At 66.0% G+C, this 18,086-nt stretch carries 16 protein-coding genes; 4 read left to right on the top strand and 12 right to left on the bottom strand.

Annotated elements, in window-relative coordinates; genetic code table 11:
- Positions 1 to 44: 44 nt before the first annotated feature.
- Entirely contained in the window at positions 45 to 1,022 is a 978-nt protein-coding gene (locus ACSFDB_RS08230) for a hypothetical protein (protein ID WP_440770519.1), read from the bottom strand.
- Between the two features lie 27 nt (positions 1,023 to 1,049).
- Positions 1,050 to 1,946: a dihydrodipicolinate synthase family protein gene (locus tag ACSFDB_RS08235; RefSeq protein WP_440770520.1), complete on the bottom strand. Its 897-nt coding sequence runs from the start codon at positions 1,944 to 1,946 to the stop codon at positions 1,050 to 1,052.
- A gap of 262 nt (positions 1,947 to 2,208) precedes the next feature.
- On the opposite strand from ACSFDB_RS08235, the gene ACSFDB_RS08240 reads away from it, so the two are divergent.
- Positions 2,209 to 2,457 carry a ribbon-helix-helix protein, CopG family gene (locus ACSFDB_RS08240; protein WP_440770521.1) on the top strand — a complete coding sequence of 83 codons (249 nt, stop codon included), beginning with the start codon at positions 2,209 to 2,211 and terminating at the stop codon, positions 2,455 to 2,457.
- Positions 2,458 to 2,913 carry a type II toxin-antitoxin system VapC family toxin gene (locus ACSFDB_RS08245; RefSeq protein WP_440770522.1) on the top strand — a complete coding sequence of 152 codons (456 nt, stop codon included), beginning with the start codon at positions 2,458 to 2,460 and terminating at the stop codon, positions 2,911 to 2,913.
- 15 nt (positions 2,914 to 2,928) lie between these two features.
- On the opposite strand, the gene ACSFDB_RS08250 is transcribed toward ACSFDB_RS08245, so the two are convergent.
- Both ACSFDB_RS08250 and mutS read right to left on the bottom strand, forming a co-directional pair.
- Entirely contained in the window at positions 2,929 to 3,726 is a 798-nt protein-coding gene (locus tag ACSFDB_RS08250; protein WP_440770523.1) for an SDR family NAD(P)-dependent oxidoreductase, read from the bottom strand.
- Between the two features lie 97 nt (positions 3,727 to 3,823).
- Positions 3,824 to 6,466: a DNA mismatch repair protein MutS gene (gene mutS, locus ACSFDB_RS08255; protein WP_440770524.1), complete on the bottom strand. Its 2,643-nt coding sequence runs from the start codon at positions 6,464 to 6,466 to the stop codon at positions 3,824 to 3,826.
- Between the two features lie 140 nt (positions 6,467 to 6,606).
- Between mutS and ACSFDB_RS08260 the strand changes: the two genes are divergently transcribed.
- On the top strand, positions 6,607 to 7,368 hold the full coding sequence (locus ACSFDB_RS08260) for a universal stress protein (RefSeq protein ID WP_440770525.1): 762 nt from the start codon (positions 6,607 to 6,609) through the stop codon (positions 7,366 to 7,368).
- Positions 7,369 to 7,376: 8 nt separating this feature from the next.
- On the opposite strand, the gene ACSFDB_RS08265 is transcribed toward ACSFDB_RS08260, so the two are convergent.
- From ACSFDB_RS08265 to ACSFDB_RS08280, 4 genes are all read right to left on the bottom strand, one after another.
- Positions 7,377 to 9,044 carry a potassium channel family protein gene (locus ACSFDB_RS08265; protein WP_440770526.1) on the bottom strand — a complete coding sequence of 556 codons (1,668 nt, stop codon included), beginning with the start codon at positions 9,042 to 9,044 and terminating at the stop codon, positions 7,377 to 7,379.
- A gap of 78 nt (positions 9,045 to 9,122) precedes the next feature.
- A complete protein-coding gene (locus tag ACSFDB_RS08270; protein WP_440770527.1) occupies positions 9,123 to 9,839 on the bottom strand; it encodes a universal stress protein in 717 nt (238 codons plus the stop codon).
- Positions 9,836 to 11,257 carry an APC family permease gene (locus ACSFDB_RS08275; protein ID WP_440770528.1) on the bottom strand — a complete coding sequence of 474 codons (1,422 nt, stop codon included), beginning with the start codon at positions 11,255 to 11,257 and terminating at the stop codon, positions 9,836 to 9,838. Before ACSFDB_RS08275 ends, ACSFDB_RS08270 begins: the two co-directional genes overlap by 4 nt.
- Before the next feature lie 78 nt (positions 11,258 to 11,335).
- The gene (locus ACSFDB_RS08280; protein WP_440770529.1) at positions 11,336 to 11,665 is read right to left on the bottom strand and encodes a tRNA-binding protein; all 330 of its coding nucleotides are present in this window, start codon (positions 11,663 to 11,665) and stop codon (positions 11,336 to 11,338) included.
- 128 nt (positions 11,666 to 11,793) lie between these two features.
- Here ACSFDB_RS08280 and ACSFDB_RS08285 point away from each other — a divergent pair, with 128 nt between their 5' ends.
- A complete protein-coding gene (locus ACSFDB_RS08285; protein ID WP_440770530.1) occupies positions 11,794 to 12,984 on the top strand; it encodes an outer membrane protein assembly factor BamB family protein in 1,191 nt (396 codons plus the stop codon).
- Positions 12,985 to 13,116: 132 nt separating this feature from the next.
- On the opposite strand, the gene ACSFDB_RS08290 is transcribed toward ACSFDB_RS08285, so the two are convergent.
- The 4 genes from ACSFDB_RS08290 to ACSFDB_RS08305 form a co-directional block, all read right to left on the bottom strand.
- Entirely contained in the window at positions 13,117 to 14,091 is a 975-nt protein-coding gene (locus ACSFDB_RS08290; protein ID WP_440770531.1) for a TIGR03560 family F420-dependent LLM class oxidoreductase, read from the bottom strand.
- Positions 14,088 to 15,482 carry a bifunctional hydroxymethylpyrimidine kinase/phosphomethylpyrimidine kinase gene (gene thiD / locus ACSFDB_RS08295; RefSeq protein ID WP_440770532.1) on the bottom strand — a complete coding sequence of 465 codons (1,395 nt, stop codon included), beginning with the start codon at positions 15,480 to 15,482 and terminating at the stop codon, positions 14,088 to 14,090. Before thiD ends, ACSFDB_RS08290 begins: the two co-directional genes overlap by 4 nt.
- Before the next feature lie 355 nt (positions 15,483 to 15,837).
- Positions 15,838 to 16,872, bottom strand: a complete 1,035-nt coding sequence (locus tag ACSFDB_RS08300; RefSeq protein WP_440770533.1) for a HypE family hydrogenase expression/formation protein — start codon at positions 16,870 to 16,872, stop codon at positions 15,838 to 15,840.
- A 102-nt stretch (positions 16,873 to 16,974) separates the two neighbouring features.
- Positions 16,975 to 17,490 (bottom strand): GNAT family N-acetyltransferase, encoded by a 516-nt coding sequence (locus ACSFDB_RS08305; RefSeq protein ID WP_440770534.1) that lies wholly within the window; start codon positions 17,488 to 17,490, stop codon positions 16,975 to 16,977.
- Positions 17,491 to 18,086 lie beyond the last annotated feature (596 nt).

Here is an 18,086-nt window from a genome sequence, read left to right on the forward strand (position 1 = left end):
TTCCGCACACTCGGTTCATGGCGTTCGCTCTCGCTCGAGCGTGGTTAAACTGTGGGTTGGCTGGGAGCACAGTCCCGCGCCTCGAGCGCCCGCAGAACGCCCTCGAGGTCGTCGATGTTCGACCGATCACAGCGGATGTCGGGTCGGAAGCGGCGCTCGAGCACCAGTTTCTTTTCGGTCAGCCTGACATCGGTAATTCGGTCCCAGTGGACGAACCGCCGGTAGGACGGGATCAGCTTCGGTTCGAAGACCAGACCCGCCTCGTAGGCGCGGAGTTCGCCCCGCTCGTACTTCATGCCCGGAAGCGGGGAGAGCGTGATCGCGTCACCGCCGGGTTTCGGAATCGAGACGGTCGGATCCCAGCCGAACGCGACGCTAAGCAACGCGAGGAAGAGCGTTCGGATCGGGGGTTGTCCTCGGTAAACGGTGAAGAACGCCGCGACCGCCAGCAGTCCCAGTCCGAGTCCGAGCATCCCGACGTGGGTCCCCGAGTGGTACCACGTCCAGCCTGCGGTCGCCGCCCGCTCGCGATCGATGGCCGCGCCGATGTACGTATCGCGAGCGACCAAGGCGAGGAGTCGTCCCGTCAGTCCGATTCCGAGCAGCGCGGCGGCGGCGAACGGGAGGTGCCAGTCCCCAGGGATGTGGCCGAACGCAGCGAGGCCGACGACACAGCTCGTGGCGGCCACCGCCGGAAGACAGAGCGCGACGGTGCGCCAGCGCCAGGCGCCGAGTCGAAGCGCGAGTCTCGGGGTCGCTCGAGCGACGATCGCTCCGCAGAGGACGCCGCCCGTGAACGCGGTCGGAACGAGTCCGAGGATCACGTCGCTCGAGCCACCGGCTGCCACCCCGATCACGCCGACGGTCGCAGCCGCGACGGCCGCGACGTAGAGGGCGAGTGCGGCAGGCCAGTCGACGCCGGTTTCGGGCTCGAGATTGTCGACGGAGGCAGGATCGGGAGCGCGAGCGGGGTCGGAATCGCGGGTCATTCCGCCGTCCGCATCACCTTCGATGACGGTCATCATCCCGTCGTTCGATCCGGTGACCTATTAGTTCCCTGACTCGATCAGCCCGTCGACGGCCTCGCCGATCGCCTCTCGACCCTCGTCGGGTACTTCGACCAGCGGCGGCCGAACCGCATCCGTGGGGATCACGCCGCGGTACTCGAGTGCGGTCTTCGTCGCCGGGGCGAAGCCGTAGCTCGCACACGCGTCGAACAGCGGGACGATGGCGTCCTGCAGTTCCTCGCCGCGCGAGTCGGCGTACGTCGCGTGCAACTCGGTGTACTGCTCGGGAGCGACGTTCGAAAGCGCGTTCACGCCGCCGTCGGCCCCCATTCGCAGCGCGGGGACGAGCAGGGCGTCGTACCCCTGCAGCATGAGGAACTCGTCGGGGGTGTTCCGAAGGACCGAGAGAAAGTACTCGAGGTCGCCGCTCGAGTCCTTCAGCCCGATCACGTTCTCGTGGGTCGCGACGGCCGCGAGCGTCTCCGGTTCCATCCGTTGGCCGGTACAGACCGGGATGTTGTAGAGCAAAAGGGGGAGCGGCGACTGGTCGGCCACCTGCTCGATGAACCGCTGGTTGCCTTCAGGAGCGTTCGCCGTGTGGAAGTACGGCGGCGTGATGACCGCGGCGTCGGCGCCGAGTTCGGCTGCCGTTTCCGCGTGGGCGACCGCGTCGTGGACGCTCGTCGCTGCTGCACCCGCGAGCACCGGCACCTCGCCGTCGACGCGTTCGACCGCGAGTTCGACGACGCGGGCGTGTTCCTCGCGCGAGAGACTGGCGAACTCGCCCGTCGTTCCGCAGGGGAAGACCCCGTCGATACCGCCCTCGAGGAGGTGGTCGATCAGGTCGGTGAACGCCGCTTCGTCGACGTCGCTCGAGTCGTCCTCGAACGGCGTCACGAGGGGCGTGGTGATTCCGGAGAGTGCCTCGGTAAGATCCATATCGGGAGTATTTCTCGGTGAGCGCAAAAACGTACCTGCTCTCGAGAGTGGGTCGAGTCGAGACCGGTCAGTTCGGTAATCGATATCGAAGAGTATCCGTGTCCGTCTTGTGGGAACCGGAGATGCTATTGTTGTCGTCCGACGCGTCGAGGCTATGCGATTGGTCATGACCGCTGAACGAACGACGTGACCGAACGTCTCACTCGAGGCCCAGAAATTATGACGCCTGATCTCGTACATGGCCATGAAGGTGGTCATGGACATGGGAACGAACGACGAGACGGTCGTCCAGACAGCGCTTTCCGCGGACGAGTACGAACGATTTCGATCGATCGCGGAACGGGAAGGAAAGACGCTGAAAGAGGCTCTCAGGGCGGCAGCGACGGAATACGTCACGGAGCGGGAACAGCCAGATCCCGACGATCCGTTCTTCTCGTACGATCCGCCTAGAGATGATGGAGAGGCGGTGACGGCGACGAAAACCGACGACTATCTCTACGGTGACGAGTAGATGGGCGATCCTCGGTTCGCGCCGGACAACGATGGTCCAACGGCGCTGTTTCTCGATACGAGCGGCCTGTTCGCGTACTTTCATCCGGGGGCGGCCGAGCACGAGCAGACGCGAGCGTTCTTTCAGGACGTCGTCGAGGGTATCGTCCCGTATCGACCGCTCTATACACATACGTACGTCGTCGACGAACTGGTGACGTTGCTCCAGTCGAAAGCGACGCCGGCGCTCGCTCGCGAAGCCTACGGCCGGATCACCGACTCGGAGACGATCGAACTGATCTACGAAAGCGAATCGCAGTTCGACGCAGTTGGCGATGCGTTACGGACGTACGACGACCACGAAATCTCGTTTACGGACCAGATGATCGCCGTCACGATGCGAGAGCGAAACATCGACCACGTCCTCGCCTACGACGGCGACTTCGAAACGCTCGGCATATCCGTCGTTCCCCGATGATCGCAGTCCGTCAACTTACTCGAGCCCCAGATCCTGCGACATCGAGTTGCCGGCCCGTGGGACGCCCTTCACCGTCACCGTCTCGCCGTTCATGAACGAGGCGGCGGGACTCGAGAGGAACTGGGCGACGTCGGCGATTTCCTCGGGGTGACCGATGCGTCGGTCGGTCTTCTCGCGCGGTGGCATCGCCTCGCTGTCGATGCCGAGCGTCTCGGCGACGCCGGGCGTCTGGATCAGGCCCGGGGCGATACAGTTGACGCGGATGCCGTCGTCGGCCCACTCCGTCGCCAGCGTCTCCGTCAGGCGGATGATCGCCGCTTTCGACGCGCCGTAGTGGCTCTCGCCGGGCGCCGAGTGCTGGCCATTCACGCTCGAGAGGTTGATGATGACCCCACCCGACCCCTCGCGCATGACCTCGCCGGCGAGTTGGGTGCAGTGGACGGTGCTGTTCAGATTGAGGTCGATGATGGTCTCCCAGCCGTTAGCCGAGATATCCTCGAAGTTCGCGACGAACTCGCCGCCGGCGTTGTTGACCAGCACGTCGATATCGCCGAACTCGTCGACGGTTTCGTCGACCAGATTCTGGACCTGGTCGCGCTCGCGGACGTTACACTCGACGGCGAGCGCGTCACCCGCGTCTTCAGCCTCGTTGATCCCCTCGGCGACGGGACCGACGCGGTCCATCGATCGCGAACAGATCGCCACGTTCGCACCGCTCGCGGCGAGCGTCTCCGCGATCGCCTGGCCGATTCCCTGACTCGCTCCCGTGACGATCGCGGTCTTTCCCGCGACGTCGAAATCCGGTTCGTGCATCGTGGTAACTCGTAACCCATCGAGACATAGTTGTACCGATATGTGGCCCTCCAGTCGGGTGATCTCGTATCGCAATAACCACCGCGAGCACTGGCGACTAGTCGTCCTCAAGTCGCTCCTGCAACGCCTGGACTTTCGACACCAGTTCGATCGGCGGCGTCGTGTTGACGTCGAGAGTCTCGAGGTCCTCGAGCACGCGCTCGGTTTCGGGGTCGAGGGACTCGCTCCCGTCTTCCGGTTTCCCACCGTCGGCGTTGGCCGGACCCCGAAACTCGCCGTCGCCGAGGTCGAACACCGTCTGGACGGGGTCGCTCGAGGATCCGCCTTTCGCCTCGATGGCCTTCTCCTCGCGGAGTCGGTCCAGCACGTCCCGCGAACGGTCGACGACGGGATCCGGAACGCCCGCGAGGTCGGCGACGTGAATCCCGTACGAGCGGTTGGTTGGCCCGTCGCGTACCGTCCGAAGGAAGGTGACGTCGCCGTCGCGTTCGTCGGCCGCGACGTGGACGTTGGCGACCCGAGGAAGGTTCTCGGCCAATCCGGTCAGTTCGTGATAGTGGGTGGCGAAGAGGGTCTTCGCCTTGACCTCGTTGTGCAGATACTCCGTGGCGGCCCAGGCAATCGAGATGCCGTCGTAAGTCGCCGTCCCGCGGCCCACTTCGTCCAGAATGACCAGAGACTCCTCGGTCGCCGTATGCAGGATGTTCGAGAGTTCGCTCATCTCGACCATAAACGTCGAACGGCCCTGTGCGAGTTCGTCGAGCGCGCCGACGCGGGTGAAGATCCCGTCCACGAGTCCGATCTCCGCGTTCTTGGCGGGGACGAAACTTCCGACCTGTGCGAGCAGGACGATGCAGGCGACCTGTCGCATGTAGGTCGACTTCCCGGACATGTTGGGGCCGGTGACGACCAGAAAGCCTCGTTTCTCATCCATTCGCACGTCGTTGGGCACGAACTCCGTCGTCTGCTCGACGACCGGGTGACGGCCCTGCTCGATCTCGAGGCGATCCTCGCGGTGTAAGTCGGGCTGTACCCACCGATTTTCGGCCGCGTGGCTCGCCAGACTCGAGAGCGCATCGACGGTCGCCAGCGTCCGACCGACGTCCTGCAGCAACTCCGCGTGGGTGGCCACGTCCTCGCGTAGTTCCTCGAAGAGTTCGTACTCGAGGTCGCCGCGCCGTTCCTCTAAGCGCAGGATTTCCCGCTCTTTTTCCTCCAACTCGTCGGTCGTGAACCGTTTCGAGTTCTTCAGCGTCTTGATCTCCTCGTAGTGGTCCGGGACGCCGTCGGCCGCCGACTTTCCGACCTGGATGTAGTAGCCGTCGGTCTTGTTCCGGTCGACGGTGACGTGGCTCAGTCCGTGCTGGCGCTTCTCGCGATCGGCGAGGCCGTCGAGCCACCCCTCGACCTCCTCGTGGCGGTCGATCACCTCGTCGAGTTCGTCGTCGTAGCCCCGCTGGAGGAGCCCGCCCTGGGTCACCGTCGACGGCGGATCGTCGGCGATGGTCTCCTCGAGCGTTTCCCGAAGTGCTTCGGCAGCCTCGCGGTCCGGTCGGTCCACGATTTCGGGGAGCGGCGAGTCGGCGAGGTCGGGCGCGGAATCGATGGTGTCGGCCAGCGACGGAAGGACGGCCAGCGTTTCGCCCGCCGCAAGCAGGTCTCGGGCGTCCGCGCTGCCGTGGCTCGCCTTCGAGGCCAGCCGCGCCAGATCGTAGGCGTCGCCGAGCGCATCCTGTAGTTCGTCGCGGGCCAGCGCAGCCGAGGACAGCGCCGCGACCGACTTCTGGCGACGCTCGAGCGTTTCGAGCGATCGGCGCGGCCGCTGGAGCCACTCTTTCAGCAGCCGACCGCCGGCGCTGGTCTCGGTGTGGTCGATCGTGTCGAACAGCGACCCGTCCCGGTCACCCTGCATGGTTTCGGTTAGCTCGAGGTTTCGCTGGGTGGTCGCGTCCAGCGTGACGTGGTCGTCGCCGTGGTGGGCCTGAATGCGGGTCATCGAAGCGAGCACGCCGGTTCCGGTCTCCTCGACGTAGGCGAGGATCGCGCCGGCGGCCGCAAGCGTAGGGTCGCCAACCGAAAGCCGGTCGACCGTCTCCGCACCGAACTGCTCACGGACGGCGTGGGCCGCCCGCTTGGGCGCGAACGACTCCGTGTCGTGGAGCGTCAGCGCCGCGTCGACGCGCTCGCGGACCATGTTCACTAGCTCGTCGTCCGACCGCACATCGGGCCCGGGCAACACCTCGACGGGATCGAACCGGTACAGTTCCGTCAGCGCGTCGTCGGCGTCCTCGGCGTCGGCCACGAGGAATCGACCCGTCGTTACGTCGGCGAACGCGAGTCCGTAGCCGTCGCCAGCCGCACTCGAGCCGTCGACGATAGCCGCGAGATACTGCGCGTCCGCATCGCTGGTCTCGAGCAGCGTCCCCGGCGTCACGACGCGGACGACCTCGCGGGCGTGGCCCGACTCGGTCTCGTACTGGTCGGCGACGGCGACCCGATAGCCGCGTTCGACGAGGGCCTTGAGATAGGGTGTGAGATCCTTCAACGGGACGCCGGCCATAGGGTAGGACGAGCCGTGAGAGGATTTCTGCGAGACTTTCAGATCGAGTTCGTCGCTGACGAGTTCGGCGTCGTCGCCGAAGAACTCGTAGAAGTCGCCACACTGCATCGCCAGCACATCGGCGTCGGTGTCCTCCTTGAGCGAGAAGAACTCCCCGACGATACCCGTCGCCTCGGTCATGTGCGGTGAGTGTTCTGCCACCGCTAAAATCCTGCGGGTTCCCGGTGTCGGGGTCGGCGATCAGACGTTTCGAGCGGTACCCCGTTCCGCTGGCGGGGCTATATGTGGCCCACCGTGGTAGCACGCCCCACCTGTCAGTCATGTCTTCACCCCGCGATCATCGCGTCCTGGTTCCGGTCGACGTCCTCGAAGGAGAGTCCGTTCCGTCGACGATCGTCGACGCGTTCGCCTCGATTCCGGTCGTCCTGCTCGGCTACCGCAAGGTTCCCGACCAGACCGCCACGGAGCAGGCGCGAGATCAGTACGGCGACCGCGCGCGAGCCGAACTCGAGGAGCTCCGAACGGTGTTCGAGGCCGTCAACTGTGACGTGACGACGCGACTCGCCTTCACCCACGACCGCCTGAAGACGTTCGAACGCGTCGCGGTGGACGAATCCTGTGACGCCGTCCTGTTGCTCAATCCGGCACCCGTGCTCGAGTCGGTCCTCGTCGCGATCAGGAGCGACGTCAACGTCGACCACATCGCTCGACTGCTCCGGACCGTGCTCGACGGCACGAGCCTCGAGGTGACGCTCTTTCACGTCGCCGCGGACGAATCTCGCCGGGAGGCGGGCGCGGAACTGCTCGAGACGGCACGCACCGCGCTGGTCGACGAAGGGGTCGCCGCCGATCGAATCGATAGCAGGGTCGTCGTCGACGGCTCACCGACGACGGAGATCCTCGAGGCGGCCGACGATCACGACCTGCTGGTCGTCGGCGAGAGTCGCCCCTCGGTCCGTCATTACGTGTTTCGGGACCGGGCCGAACGGCTGGCAAAACGGACCGTCGATCCGGTGCTCGTGATTCGAGGGGAGTATCTCGAGGCGGACGATGAGACGGATTCAGGCAGCTCAGGGCAGTGAGACACGAGTCAAGCGCGTCGTACCAACTCGTGGAACGACTCGATCGCGTCGTCGGCACCCACCGCGATGAGCGTATCGCCCGACCCGATCTGGAAGTCGGCACCGACGTCCGTCCGGATGTCGCCGTTTCGCTCGACGCCGACGATCGTACACCCGGTTCGAGTCCGGATGTCGGCCTCCTCGAGCGTCTGCCCCTCGATGGCGGGGGCCGCCGTCCTGGTGAACGAAAACTCGTCGTGAGACGTGAGGATCGCCTCGTCCTCGACGAGCCTCGAGGCGAGGATCTCGCCGGTCACGTTCGGTAACGAGAGGACGTAATCCGCGCCGGCGTTGTAGAGCTTCCAGCGGTTCTCCGGTTCGTTCGCCCGGGCGATGATCTCGACGCTCGGTGCGAGTTGTTTGGCCTGAATCGCGGCGTTGATCGAGGTGGGATCGCTGTCCAGCGCCAGTACGAGCGACCGGGCGTTCTCGACGTCAGACTCACGGAGAACGTCTCGACTCGTCGCGTCGCCGACGACGTCGACACCCTCTGCTTCGCGGAAGTCGACGACGGTGACGTCTATCCCTTCGCTTTCGAGCATCCGGACCGTCGCCTGTCCCACGTCACCGTAGCCACAGACGACGACGCGGTCCGGATGGCGTCGGTGGGACGGGAGCCGGCGGACGCCGTGGTTCTCGAGGTGATCGTAGCCGCCGGAGACGACCAGGATCGAGTTCTCCTGAATCTCGGTCTCCGGTGGCGGCGAGACGACGAAGCGGGCACCGAACCAGCCGCCGATGATGGTGATCTCGGGCCGGTCGAAAATGTCAGCCTCCGCGATCGTCTGCCCGACCAGTTCGCTCTCGCCCTCGACGAGATACTCCCGGATCTCGAAATCCGGTTGGTTCCCGACGGTCTTCTCGAACCGCTCCGAAACCGTTTCCATCGCCCGCATCGCGAGGCTCTCGCCGAGGCTCTGTTTCGAGACGACGATGTCGTCGGCGCCCGCGTACCGATGGTGCGCTTCCGAATCGCGGTTCTGGACGACGCTGACGATCCGGACGTCCGGAGCGACGCGGTCGGCCGACAGGATCACAGTGGGATTCGTCTCGTCGTCCAGGTCGGCCACCAGCGCTGTCGCGTGTTCAAGGTTGGCGTTTCTCAGCGTGTCTACCCGCTCTGCGTTGCCGTGTATCGCGTCGATTCCCTGTTCGACGAGCCAGGTCACCTCATCGGGGTCCGATTCGACGAACAGGTACGGGATGCCCGTCTCCTCGAGTTCCGCCCGCAGCACGTCGTCCATCGGCGAGTGGCCAGCGATGACGACGTGGTCGCGAAGCGAACTCTCGGTCGGCGGCGTCGTGTCTAGGGCTTCCCGCAACAGCGGAACCACGATGAGCGGAATCGAGACGAAGACGACGATCACGCCGGTCAAGTTCATCAGCAGAACGAAGACGTTCAACTGCCACGCCTCCCAGGGGGCGTGACCGCCGAAGCCGGCGGTCGTGACCGATTCGATGACGACCTGTAGCGCCTTGTAGAACGGAACCGGGCTCCCTTCGAAGGCCGCCATCGCCCACCAGTAGATGACGGCGTACGTGAGGATGAGCGCGACCACGCCCAAGATTCCCAGCCCGAGTCGCCGCCGTAGTTCGTCGACTCGCTTCGACCCGTCTCCCTTCGGCGAAGTACTCATTATTTGTGCTCACTCGTCGCCGGCTGGTTATACTATTCGACGAACCCGTAGCCGGCCGGCACACGGGACCCGCCAGCGTCACTCCGCCCGGTTACCGTCGTCCACGGGTGACTCGAGTCGCCGAACCACGAGCACCGGCGCGACCGACTCGACGGCGATCCGCTCGGCCTCCTCGCCGAGGACGAGCGAGCGAAGCGAGGGAGCCTGTTCGCCGACCACGATAGCATCGTGGCCGATCCCGGCCTCGAGCAGCGCCTCGAACGGCAGCGTATCGACCGCGAGTTCGGTCCTGACGTCGATCTCGCGGGCGGAGAGGGTGTCGGCGGCCGTCTCGAGCAACTCCCGCCCACCCGCCTCGTCGTCGGTCGCCAGAAACAGCGTGACGCCGATCTCGCGCGGCCCGATCAGTTCGCCGACGAACGAGCAGATTCGGTCGACGGCAACGTCACCTGTCAGCGTGACGAGGACCCGCTCGATCTGCCCGCTCGCGCCGGGAATCGTGTAGGCGTCGGCCGCCGTCTCCGCGGCCACGCGATCGATCGTCTGTTCCCGGTCGTGGGTGAACACCAGCCGGTGGTCGGCCTCGCTGCCGCCGACCCGGAACATCTCGACGAGGTCCTCGAGGGCCTCGGTCGCCCGTTCTTCGTACTGCAGGCGGGCCTGGTCGGGTGGCGTCTGTTCGGGGAGTTCGTGATAGCCGAGTACGGTCACGTCGACCGGCTCGAGCAGCGTCGTCAACCCGGGGGAGACCGATTCACCCTCGAGGATCGCCAGCGGAACGAGAACGCGGGTCATAACTCACCTCGTAGGTTCACGTCCCGAGCGTAATAGACGTACCACCCGGCGGTGGTGAGCATGATGGCGATGCCGACGATCTGTGACGCGAGTTCCATGAAGCCAATGAGCGCGAAACTGCAGATTGCCCCGAGCGCCGGGACGAGGGGGTAGCCGGGGACCCGAAAATCGGGGTCGTACCACTCCGGCTCGTCCCGCCGCAAGGCGATCAGCGCGACGCAGATCAGCCCGTACATGATGAGATGCAGGAACGAGGCGACTTCGGCGAGGAGTTCGACGCTGCCCGTCGCGGTGAGAACGAGGATCGGGCCGCCGGCCAACCCGAGCGCGACGTGTGGCGTGCCGTAGCGGAGGTTGATCCGACTCGCCCGTTTCGGGAGCAGGGCGTCCCTCGAGACGGCGTAGATCGCCCGGGACGTGCTGAGGATCGAAGCGTTTGCGCTGGACATCGTCGCGAGCAGGCCGCCGAAGACGATGGCGAACGCACCGGCGGCGCCAAGATAGTGACGGCCGACCTCGACCATCGCGGTTTCACCGAAGCCGGCGAGGGCCTCGCTGCCGAACGCGCTCGTCGCGACGAAGATCGTCACGACGTAGAGCACGCCGACCGCGAGCACCGAGCCGACCATCGCCAGCGGCAGGTTCCGGCCGGGATCTTTCATCTCGCCGGCGACGGTCGCCACCTGTGCGAAGCCGAGGTAGGACGTGAAGACGAGTGCGGCGGTCGTCAGGATCGGCAGCGTCCCGAATGGGGCAAACTGCTCGGGCGCCGCCGACTCGCCGATGAGTCCGACCGCATCGAGGCCGCCGTAGCCGAGAAAGGCGACAAGAATCGACAGCAGCAGGGCGACGATCCCGTTCTGGAGCTTCGCGGCGTTCTCGGTCCCCGTCACGTTCAGGACGGTAAACCCCGCGCCGAACAACAAGGCGATGGGGATAACCAGCCCCTCCCCGACGGCGATGCCGAGTTCGGCGAGCGTGTCGACGGCGTAGTAGCCGAAGCCGACGAGGTAAAAGGCCGTCGCGAACACCAGCCCGAACCACAGCGAAAGGCCGACGACGGCGCCCGGGAGCGTGCCCAGCGCCCGCGAGATGAAGTAGTAGCCGCCGCCGCTTTTCGGCATCGCCGTCGCGAGTTCGGAGGTCGGCAACGCGACCAGCAGGGCGACGACGGCGCCGATGGCGAAGGAGGCGGCCGCAGCGGGGCCGGCCTGGCCCGCGGCCAGTCCCGGAAAGACGAAGATGCCGGCACCGATCATCGTCCCGATCCCGATCGCGAGGCCGCCCGAAAGCCCGAGCGTTCGCTCGAGTTCGGCGTCGTCGGTGATCGTCGCGTCGTCCGTCTCGACCGTCGGTTCGACCTCCGGGGACTCGCCCTCGATATTGCTCCCCTCGGCCGGCGGCGGTTCGCCACCCATAGGGGGCCGTGACGGCCGCCGGACAGATAGTGTTACTGTCGGATGGCGTGAACTCCAGGGAGCTGAACTGATCGCCGATCAGAACAGCAGCCCGCCCAGTGGGACGTCTTCGTCCGGTTCGACGAGGACCGGATACTCCTCCTCGCCGGGCACACAGACCGTCAGCGCCTCGGACTTGAATCCCGCGATGCGGACCGAGCCGAGATTCGTTGCACAGAGCACCTGTCGACCCTCGAGATCCTCGGGATCGTAGTGGTGATCCAGTTGCGCGGCGGACTGGATCTCGCCGTGTTCCTCGCCGAGGTCGATCCACAGCTTGGTCATCTTCGGCTTGTTCGTCTCGGGGAAGGCTTCAGCCTCGAGCACTTCGCCGACGCGAATCTCGACGTCGAAGGGGTTCTCGACCATACGATGGGCAGCGGGCTCCGAGCGCATAGTTCTACCTCCGACGTTCGAGCCCGACGGCCGAACGGACGGTCGGTAGTACTCCGTCTCGTCGAACGAACATTCAAGAGGAGAGATGAATATTGTGCGACATGAACCGTCGCACCCTTCTCTACTCGGTCGCCGGCATCTCGACCGCAGCGACACTCGGCGGCTGTTTCTCTACAGTCGAGGACCGACTCTTCGAAGCGGGGTCGATCGATGACCGCGATCCGACGCCCCGAACCGACGGGACCGGAACCTGGCCGGGCGAGGGGTTCGACTCCGCGAACTCGGGATACAATCCGGACACCGAACTCCTCGAGGCGGAGCTCTCGACTGCCAGTCGCACCCGCGGCGGGTCCGACATCAACACCTCGCTCGGTGGCGGTATCGCGGTCGCCGACGGTCGGTGTTACTTCGGCACCAGTTCCGGCGACGTCGTCTGTTACACGGCGGCCGGCGAGCGTCGCTGGGAGTACACGGCCGACACGGCCGCGGGCGTCCGATCGATTCCGTCGCTCTCGGAGGACGTGGTGTACCTCTCCTCTGACAACGGCACGTACGCGCTCGACGCCGAGGACGGCGAAGCGCTCTGGACGAGCGACGCGTTCGTCCGGTGGGGATCGTCGGTGCTGACGACGGAGCACCTGTACGCCCTCGGCGGCGACGGCGTCCTCGCGCTCGACGTCGAAACCGGCGAACGGGACTGGGACGGCGACGCACCTCGGCCCAGTGCGTTGGCGGTCATAGACGGAACGGTATACACGACGAGCATCTCCGACGACGGCGGGGCCGCCGCGGTCGCCGACGGCGACGTGATCTGGCTACGCGAGGACGTCACCGACTGCCACGAGCCACCGGTCGTCACGGAGGACCTCGTCCTCGTCTGTGACGGTGAGGGTCGACTCGAAGCGTTGGACCGCGAGGACGGCGCGACGGTCTGGTCGTACGACAGAAGTGGGCGCTCGAGTACGATGCCTGCAGTTGCTCACGACCACGTTTACCTGCCGAGCGGGAACGGGTCGCGGACAATCTGTCTCGACCTCGAGACGGGCGATACGCTGTGGAACCTCTCGACCGGCGTCTATCACGATCAACCGGTCGCCGTCGCCGACGGCGTCTACTTCGGCACGCCGAACGAGGGGCTGTTCGCGGTCGCCCCCGACGGCACGGTTCGCTGGCGCGAGGACGAACTCCGAATCGACGGTCGGATGGCGGCCGTCGACGGCGCGCTCTACGTGGTCGCGTTCGGCGGGGCGTTCGGAAGCGGGGATCTCTACGCCCTCACGACGGCGGCGTGAGGGGTGTACGGGGACTCGAACGATCCTCGACGAGACGGGAACGGCCGAGCAGGTCGTGGACGGGTCCGAAGGCGGCCGCCGAGTCACCCAGCGCTATCGACGATAGCGAGGCGATGTCTTCGCCGCGGCGGACTACTCGAGCAGTTCGTCGGCTAACCGCGCCAGACTGTCATCCTCGCCGTCGGCCGCGTCTGGCACCGAGAGCATCACCGTTTCGATGCCAACGTCGGCGTACGCCTCGAGTCGGTTGCGCACTTCTTTCGGCGTCCCCGTCGGCGCGCTCTCGACGTAGCCCGCGAGGAAGAACTCCCGTGGCTCGGTGGGCTCGTCGGGCAGGAACTCGTCTCGGAACTGCTCGCGCTTTCGCTCGGCCGCCTCGGTCGTCTCGCCGACGAAGACGAACAGCTCCGCGGATTTCCGAATCTCGTCGTATCTGGCCTCGCTCTCGCAGTGTTCTCTGAGCACCGCGAGCTTCTCGGCGAAGCCCTCGGGCTCGAGGGTCCCGTAGTTCCAGCCGTCGGCCAGTTCGGCGGTGTACCGTAGGGTAAACTGCTCGCCGCCGCCGCCGATCCAGATCGGCGGGTGGGGCTCCTGAACCGGATGCGGTTCGCAGAAGGCGTCCTCGAGGTCAATGTCGAGGTGTTCGCCCTCGTGGCTGTACGTCTCGTTCGTCCACAGCCCCTGCAGGATTTCGACGGTTTCGGCGAGCCGACGGAGCCGTTCCGCTGGCGGCTCCCGAAACTCGTAGCCGAACCGGTCGTACTCCTCGGCGTACCAGCCCGCACCGAGGCCGAGTTCGAGTCTGCCGTCGCTGATCCGATCGACCTGCGCCGCCATCTTCGCCAGCACGGCGGGATGGCGGTAGGACTGGCTCGTGACGAGCGTCCCCAGTCGGATCTCGTCGGTGGCTTCGGCGATCGCAGTGAGCGTCGTCCAGCACTCGTGGGTCGCCCGGCGCGGGTCGCCGATCCACGACTGGAAGTGGTCCTCGAGCCAGACCGCGTCGTAGCCGAGCGTTTCGGCCTCGAGTGCCGTCTCACGAACGGTTCCGATGTCCGTGCCGTACTGCGGGAGGATGACGCCAACCTCGAGGTCGGATGCGCTCACCGGCCCACCCCCTCGAGCGCCGGTTCGTCGTCGGTCACGACCGCCTCGTCGAGTTCCAGCACCCGATCTGCGAGCGTCTCCGGATCGCTCGCGACGAGTTTCGTCATCGCCTCCTTCCCGACGTCGCCGCGGTCGATCACGGCCGCCGGCGGCTCCTCGCGGTCGCCGAACGCCTGTCGGGCACCCCAGCCCATCGTGTTGCCCTCGGTTTCTTTGACATCCGTGGGCTCTTCGTCTCGGTCGTACGCCGCGAGTCCCCACTCGAGGTCCTCGAGGGCGTCCTCGACGTCCGGGCCGAAGCGGCAGTTGACGGCGAACCGGAGGGTCGGGAAGAACTCGCGGGCCGAGAGGAGGAAGCGAGCCATGTGGCTCGAGGCGCCGAACCGGACGCCGCGGTTCGGCTGGACGCCCGAGAGGGTGCGCGTGATCCGGCCCTCGACGGCCGCGGTTTCCGCGACTGATTCGGCTGCGGGGGTCGCGCCGACGACGTTCATCCCGACCTCGGGGACGAGGAGGGAGACGTCGCGCTCGACGAACCGGTCGACGACCGCCTGGACCTCCTCGGCTGTCAGATTCCGACTCGCTTCGTTTCGCAGGTCGACGAAGTGGTTGACCGCGCCGTGGCCTTCCCCCACGTCGTAGTAGTACCGCACCGCGCGGGCGAGAAAGTTCGTCGCCCCTTCGACGGCGGTCTCGAGCGGTTCCCCCTTCGCCAAGCGGGCCGCGATGGCCGCGGCGAGCGTGCAGCCGGAGCCGTGAGTCGCCTCCGTCCGAATACGCGGATGCTCGAACACGCGAACGGTGTCGTTCGTGACGAGCGTGTCCCGAACCTGCTCGCCGGGAATGTGCCCGCCCTTGACGAGCACCGCGTCGACGCCCGTCTCAAGGATCGCCTCGCCCGCCTCGCGGGCGCTCTCCTCGTCGCCGACCGCGATATCAGTCAGCACCTCGGCCTCGTCGGCGTTCGGCGTCGCCAGCGTCGCCGCGCCCAGCAGATCCTCGTAGGCGCGTTCGGCTTCCGGCTCGAGCAGGCGGTCGCCGGAGGTCGCGACCATCACGGGGTCGACGACCAGCGGGAACTCGAAGGACTCTGCGCGGTCGGCGACGAAACGAACGACGTCGGTCGTCGCGAGCATCCCCGTCTTCGCGGCCCCGACGTCGAAGTCGCCGGTGACGGCCTCGAGTTGGGCCTCGATCTCCTCGAGCGGCAGGACGTGCGAGGACTCGACACTGCGGGTGTTCTGGGCGGTAACGGCGGTGATCGCGGACGTCCCGAAGACGCCGTGGGCGGCCATCGTCGCGAGGTCGGCCTGGATCCCGGCGCCGCCGCCGGAGTCGCTCCCCGCGATCGTCAATCCTACCGGGCGAGTATCGGGTGCTGGCGTTCTCATACGCGTAGGTATTCCCCGGTTATACAAAGTGGTCGTGGTAAGCGATCCTGAGAATCGATTCGGCTGCCGTCTCGTCCCAGCCTACTCAGTCGACGGCGGTGGCGCGTGCGGAGCCGCAGTGAGTGATGAACGAACTGCGGCGCTACCCACGCGAGGGACGAGTGAACGACCGGAGGGAGTGAACGAGTCGGCTGGGGAGGGCGTGGAAATCATCGCCGCCACGTCAGCAGGTTAGTTGCGATCACCTTCTGACGGGTTCTACCCGCTGCTCGTATTAGCAACGCGGAATTTCACAGCCCCCTCAGCCGATTCGCTCACCGCGACATAGTACGCGCCACTGCAAACAGCGGACAATTCAATCGCGCGCCGAATCGGCCAGGTCGGCGTACGCGGCCCACGACGGGTCGACGCTCGGGTGCTCGAGTCGCTCACCATCGACGACCACGTCACCCTCGCCGGCCCTGCCGTCGACAGCCTCCACGCAACCGATTTCGGCGACGACGGTGTCCCGGTCCTCGAGCGCCGCCACGACATCATCGACACCCGCGGGATCGACGGCGATCAACAACGACCCGCTACTCGTCGCCGCCCACGGGTCGATCTCGAGGGCCTCACACACCTCCTCGACACCGGGACGCATCGGCACAGCCTCGCGATCGACCGCGAACCGAACCCCCGCGCCGTCGGCCATCTCGTTCAACGCGCCCGCGAGGCCGCCCTCGGTCACGTCGTGCATCGCCGTCACGGGACCCGCTGCGGCCGCCGCGAGGGCGTCCCGAACGCAGTAGACCTCCTCGAGTCGATCTTGTGCGTCCGCGACGACGCCCTCGGGGAGGTCCAGTTGGTCGCCGAAAAGGGAACTCAACAGTCCGACCGACTCGACGGCGGGACCGGTCGTCAGGAGGAGGCGATCACCCACACCGGCTCCGTCGGGGCGGACGATATCCGCGTGCTCGCCGACGCCCATCGCGGTCGCCGCGCCGACCCACGGATGGGAGGGATCCGAGTATCTGGCCGTGTGTCCCGTCACGACGGCGACGCCGAGATCTGCACACTCCGCATGGATCGCCTCCCAGACGGTGGCGAACTGCTCGTCGGTCATCGTCTCGGGCAGCGTGAAACAGATCGAGAGATGCGACGGCGGGATGCCGCTGACGGCGACATCTGCGAGCACGAGATCGAGGGCGAACCGGCCCGCTCGCTCGAACCCCAACGCTGGGAGGATCGACAGGGGGTCGGTCGCGGTCACCAGCGCCTGCCCGCCGATATCGAGGACGCCGAAGTCGACGCCGTGGCACGGCCCCACGGCGACGTCGGTGCGATCCGCGCCGAGGTTCGGCGCGACGTGGCGCTCGAAGAACGTCCGATCGATTTTGCCGAGGTCGCTCACGCTCGAGTGGTCTAATCGGGGCGGCTTAGACGTGCTGATTGTCGGCGCATCGCTCGAGCAGGTGATCGCTGGGACGGTCTCTAACGTGTCGACCGCGACGGCTCATAGCTCGAGCGTGTAGATCGCCGTCGGATACGACTCGTCGCCGATCTCGAACTCGCTCGATCCCGTCCGTTCGAAGCCGCGGGCGTCGTAGAACCGGTGGCCGAGATCGTTTCCGTCCAGCATCTCGAGTCGGAGCCGATCGATCGGCGCGGGGATTGCGTCGAGTCCGCGCTCGAGGAGAGCGGTTCCGACACCCTGGCCCCAGTAGTCGGGGTCGACGTAGATCTCCTTGAGACCGGCCTCGTTCGCGCCGACGAACGATTTCGTCCCGTCGCCCCAGCGGAAATAGCTGTATCCGCAGGTGGTACCGTCGACGTTCGCGACGAAAATACCGTCTCGGGCCTCGCGCAGCTGCATCGCGTACTCCTGGACGTACTCGTCGGACGGGTCGGGATCGAACCGCTCGAGGACGTCCGCGGGGAGCAATTCCTCGTAGGCCTCGCGCCACGCCAGCGCGTTGATTCGAACGATGGCACGGACATCAGACGTCCCCTGTAGACGGCGGAGTTCCATACCCGCGAGGGTCGTCGTGACCGTTGAAAGTCGTTTCGTCGCCAACCGTTTTGAACCCGCCGATCGGTAGCGTCGACGGCCCTACGGGCACCTGTAGCCGACACTGGTCCACTCCGAGACCGTTCGACGACGGTACCGTCGGCCACGACAGTCTCGCGACGCTCGTGATCACACCGTCCTCGAGACGTACTACCGCGACCCGGCCAACGAGTCGTCGATCTTGTCCATTCTGTATAGCGTTTTAAAGTTTATTGATCGCGCGCTCGCCTCGGAAACCGCCGCGTCGCTCGCGAGCAGAACGGTCTCTCGTCGTACTCGATGGGGCCGTTATAACGGAGTACAGGGATCCCATCCACCCTCAATCTGCGTGACCAGCCAGCCGGAGAGCTGTGACGACGCTGGAACGACTTCCGGACGACGACCGATTGTGACTCTAGACCGACCTCGAGTCGGCCCTCGTGTCGACGGCACCAGAAACAATCGAGACGCGGTAATCGGTGGACTGCTCGACGATCACTCGAATCGATACCCTCGAAAATCTACGAAACGGGGAATAACTGTGTGACCGCCGATGGCCGGAACTACCCAACAGTGCA

Origin of the sequence: Natronorubrum amylolyticum, assembly GCF_052040145.1 — an archaeon.
GTDB lineage: Archaea > Halobacteriota > Halobacteria > Halobacteriales > Natrialbaceae > Natronorubrum.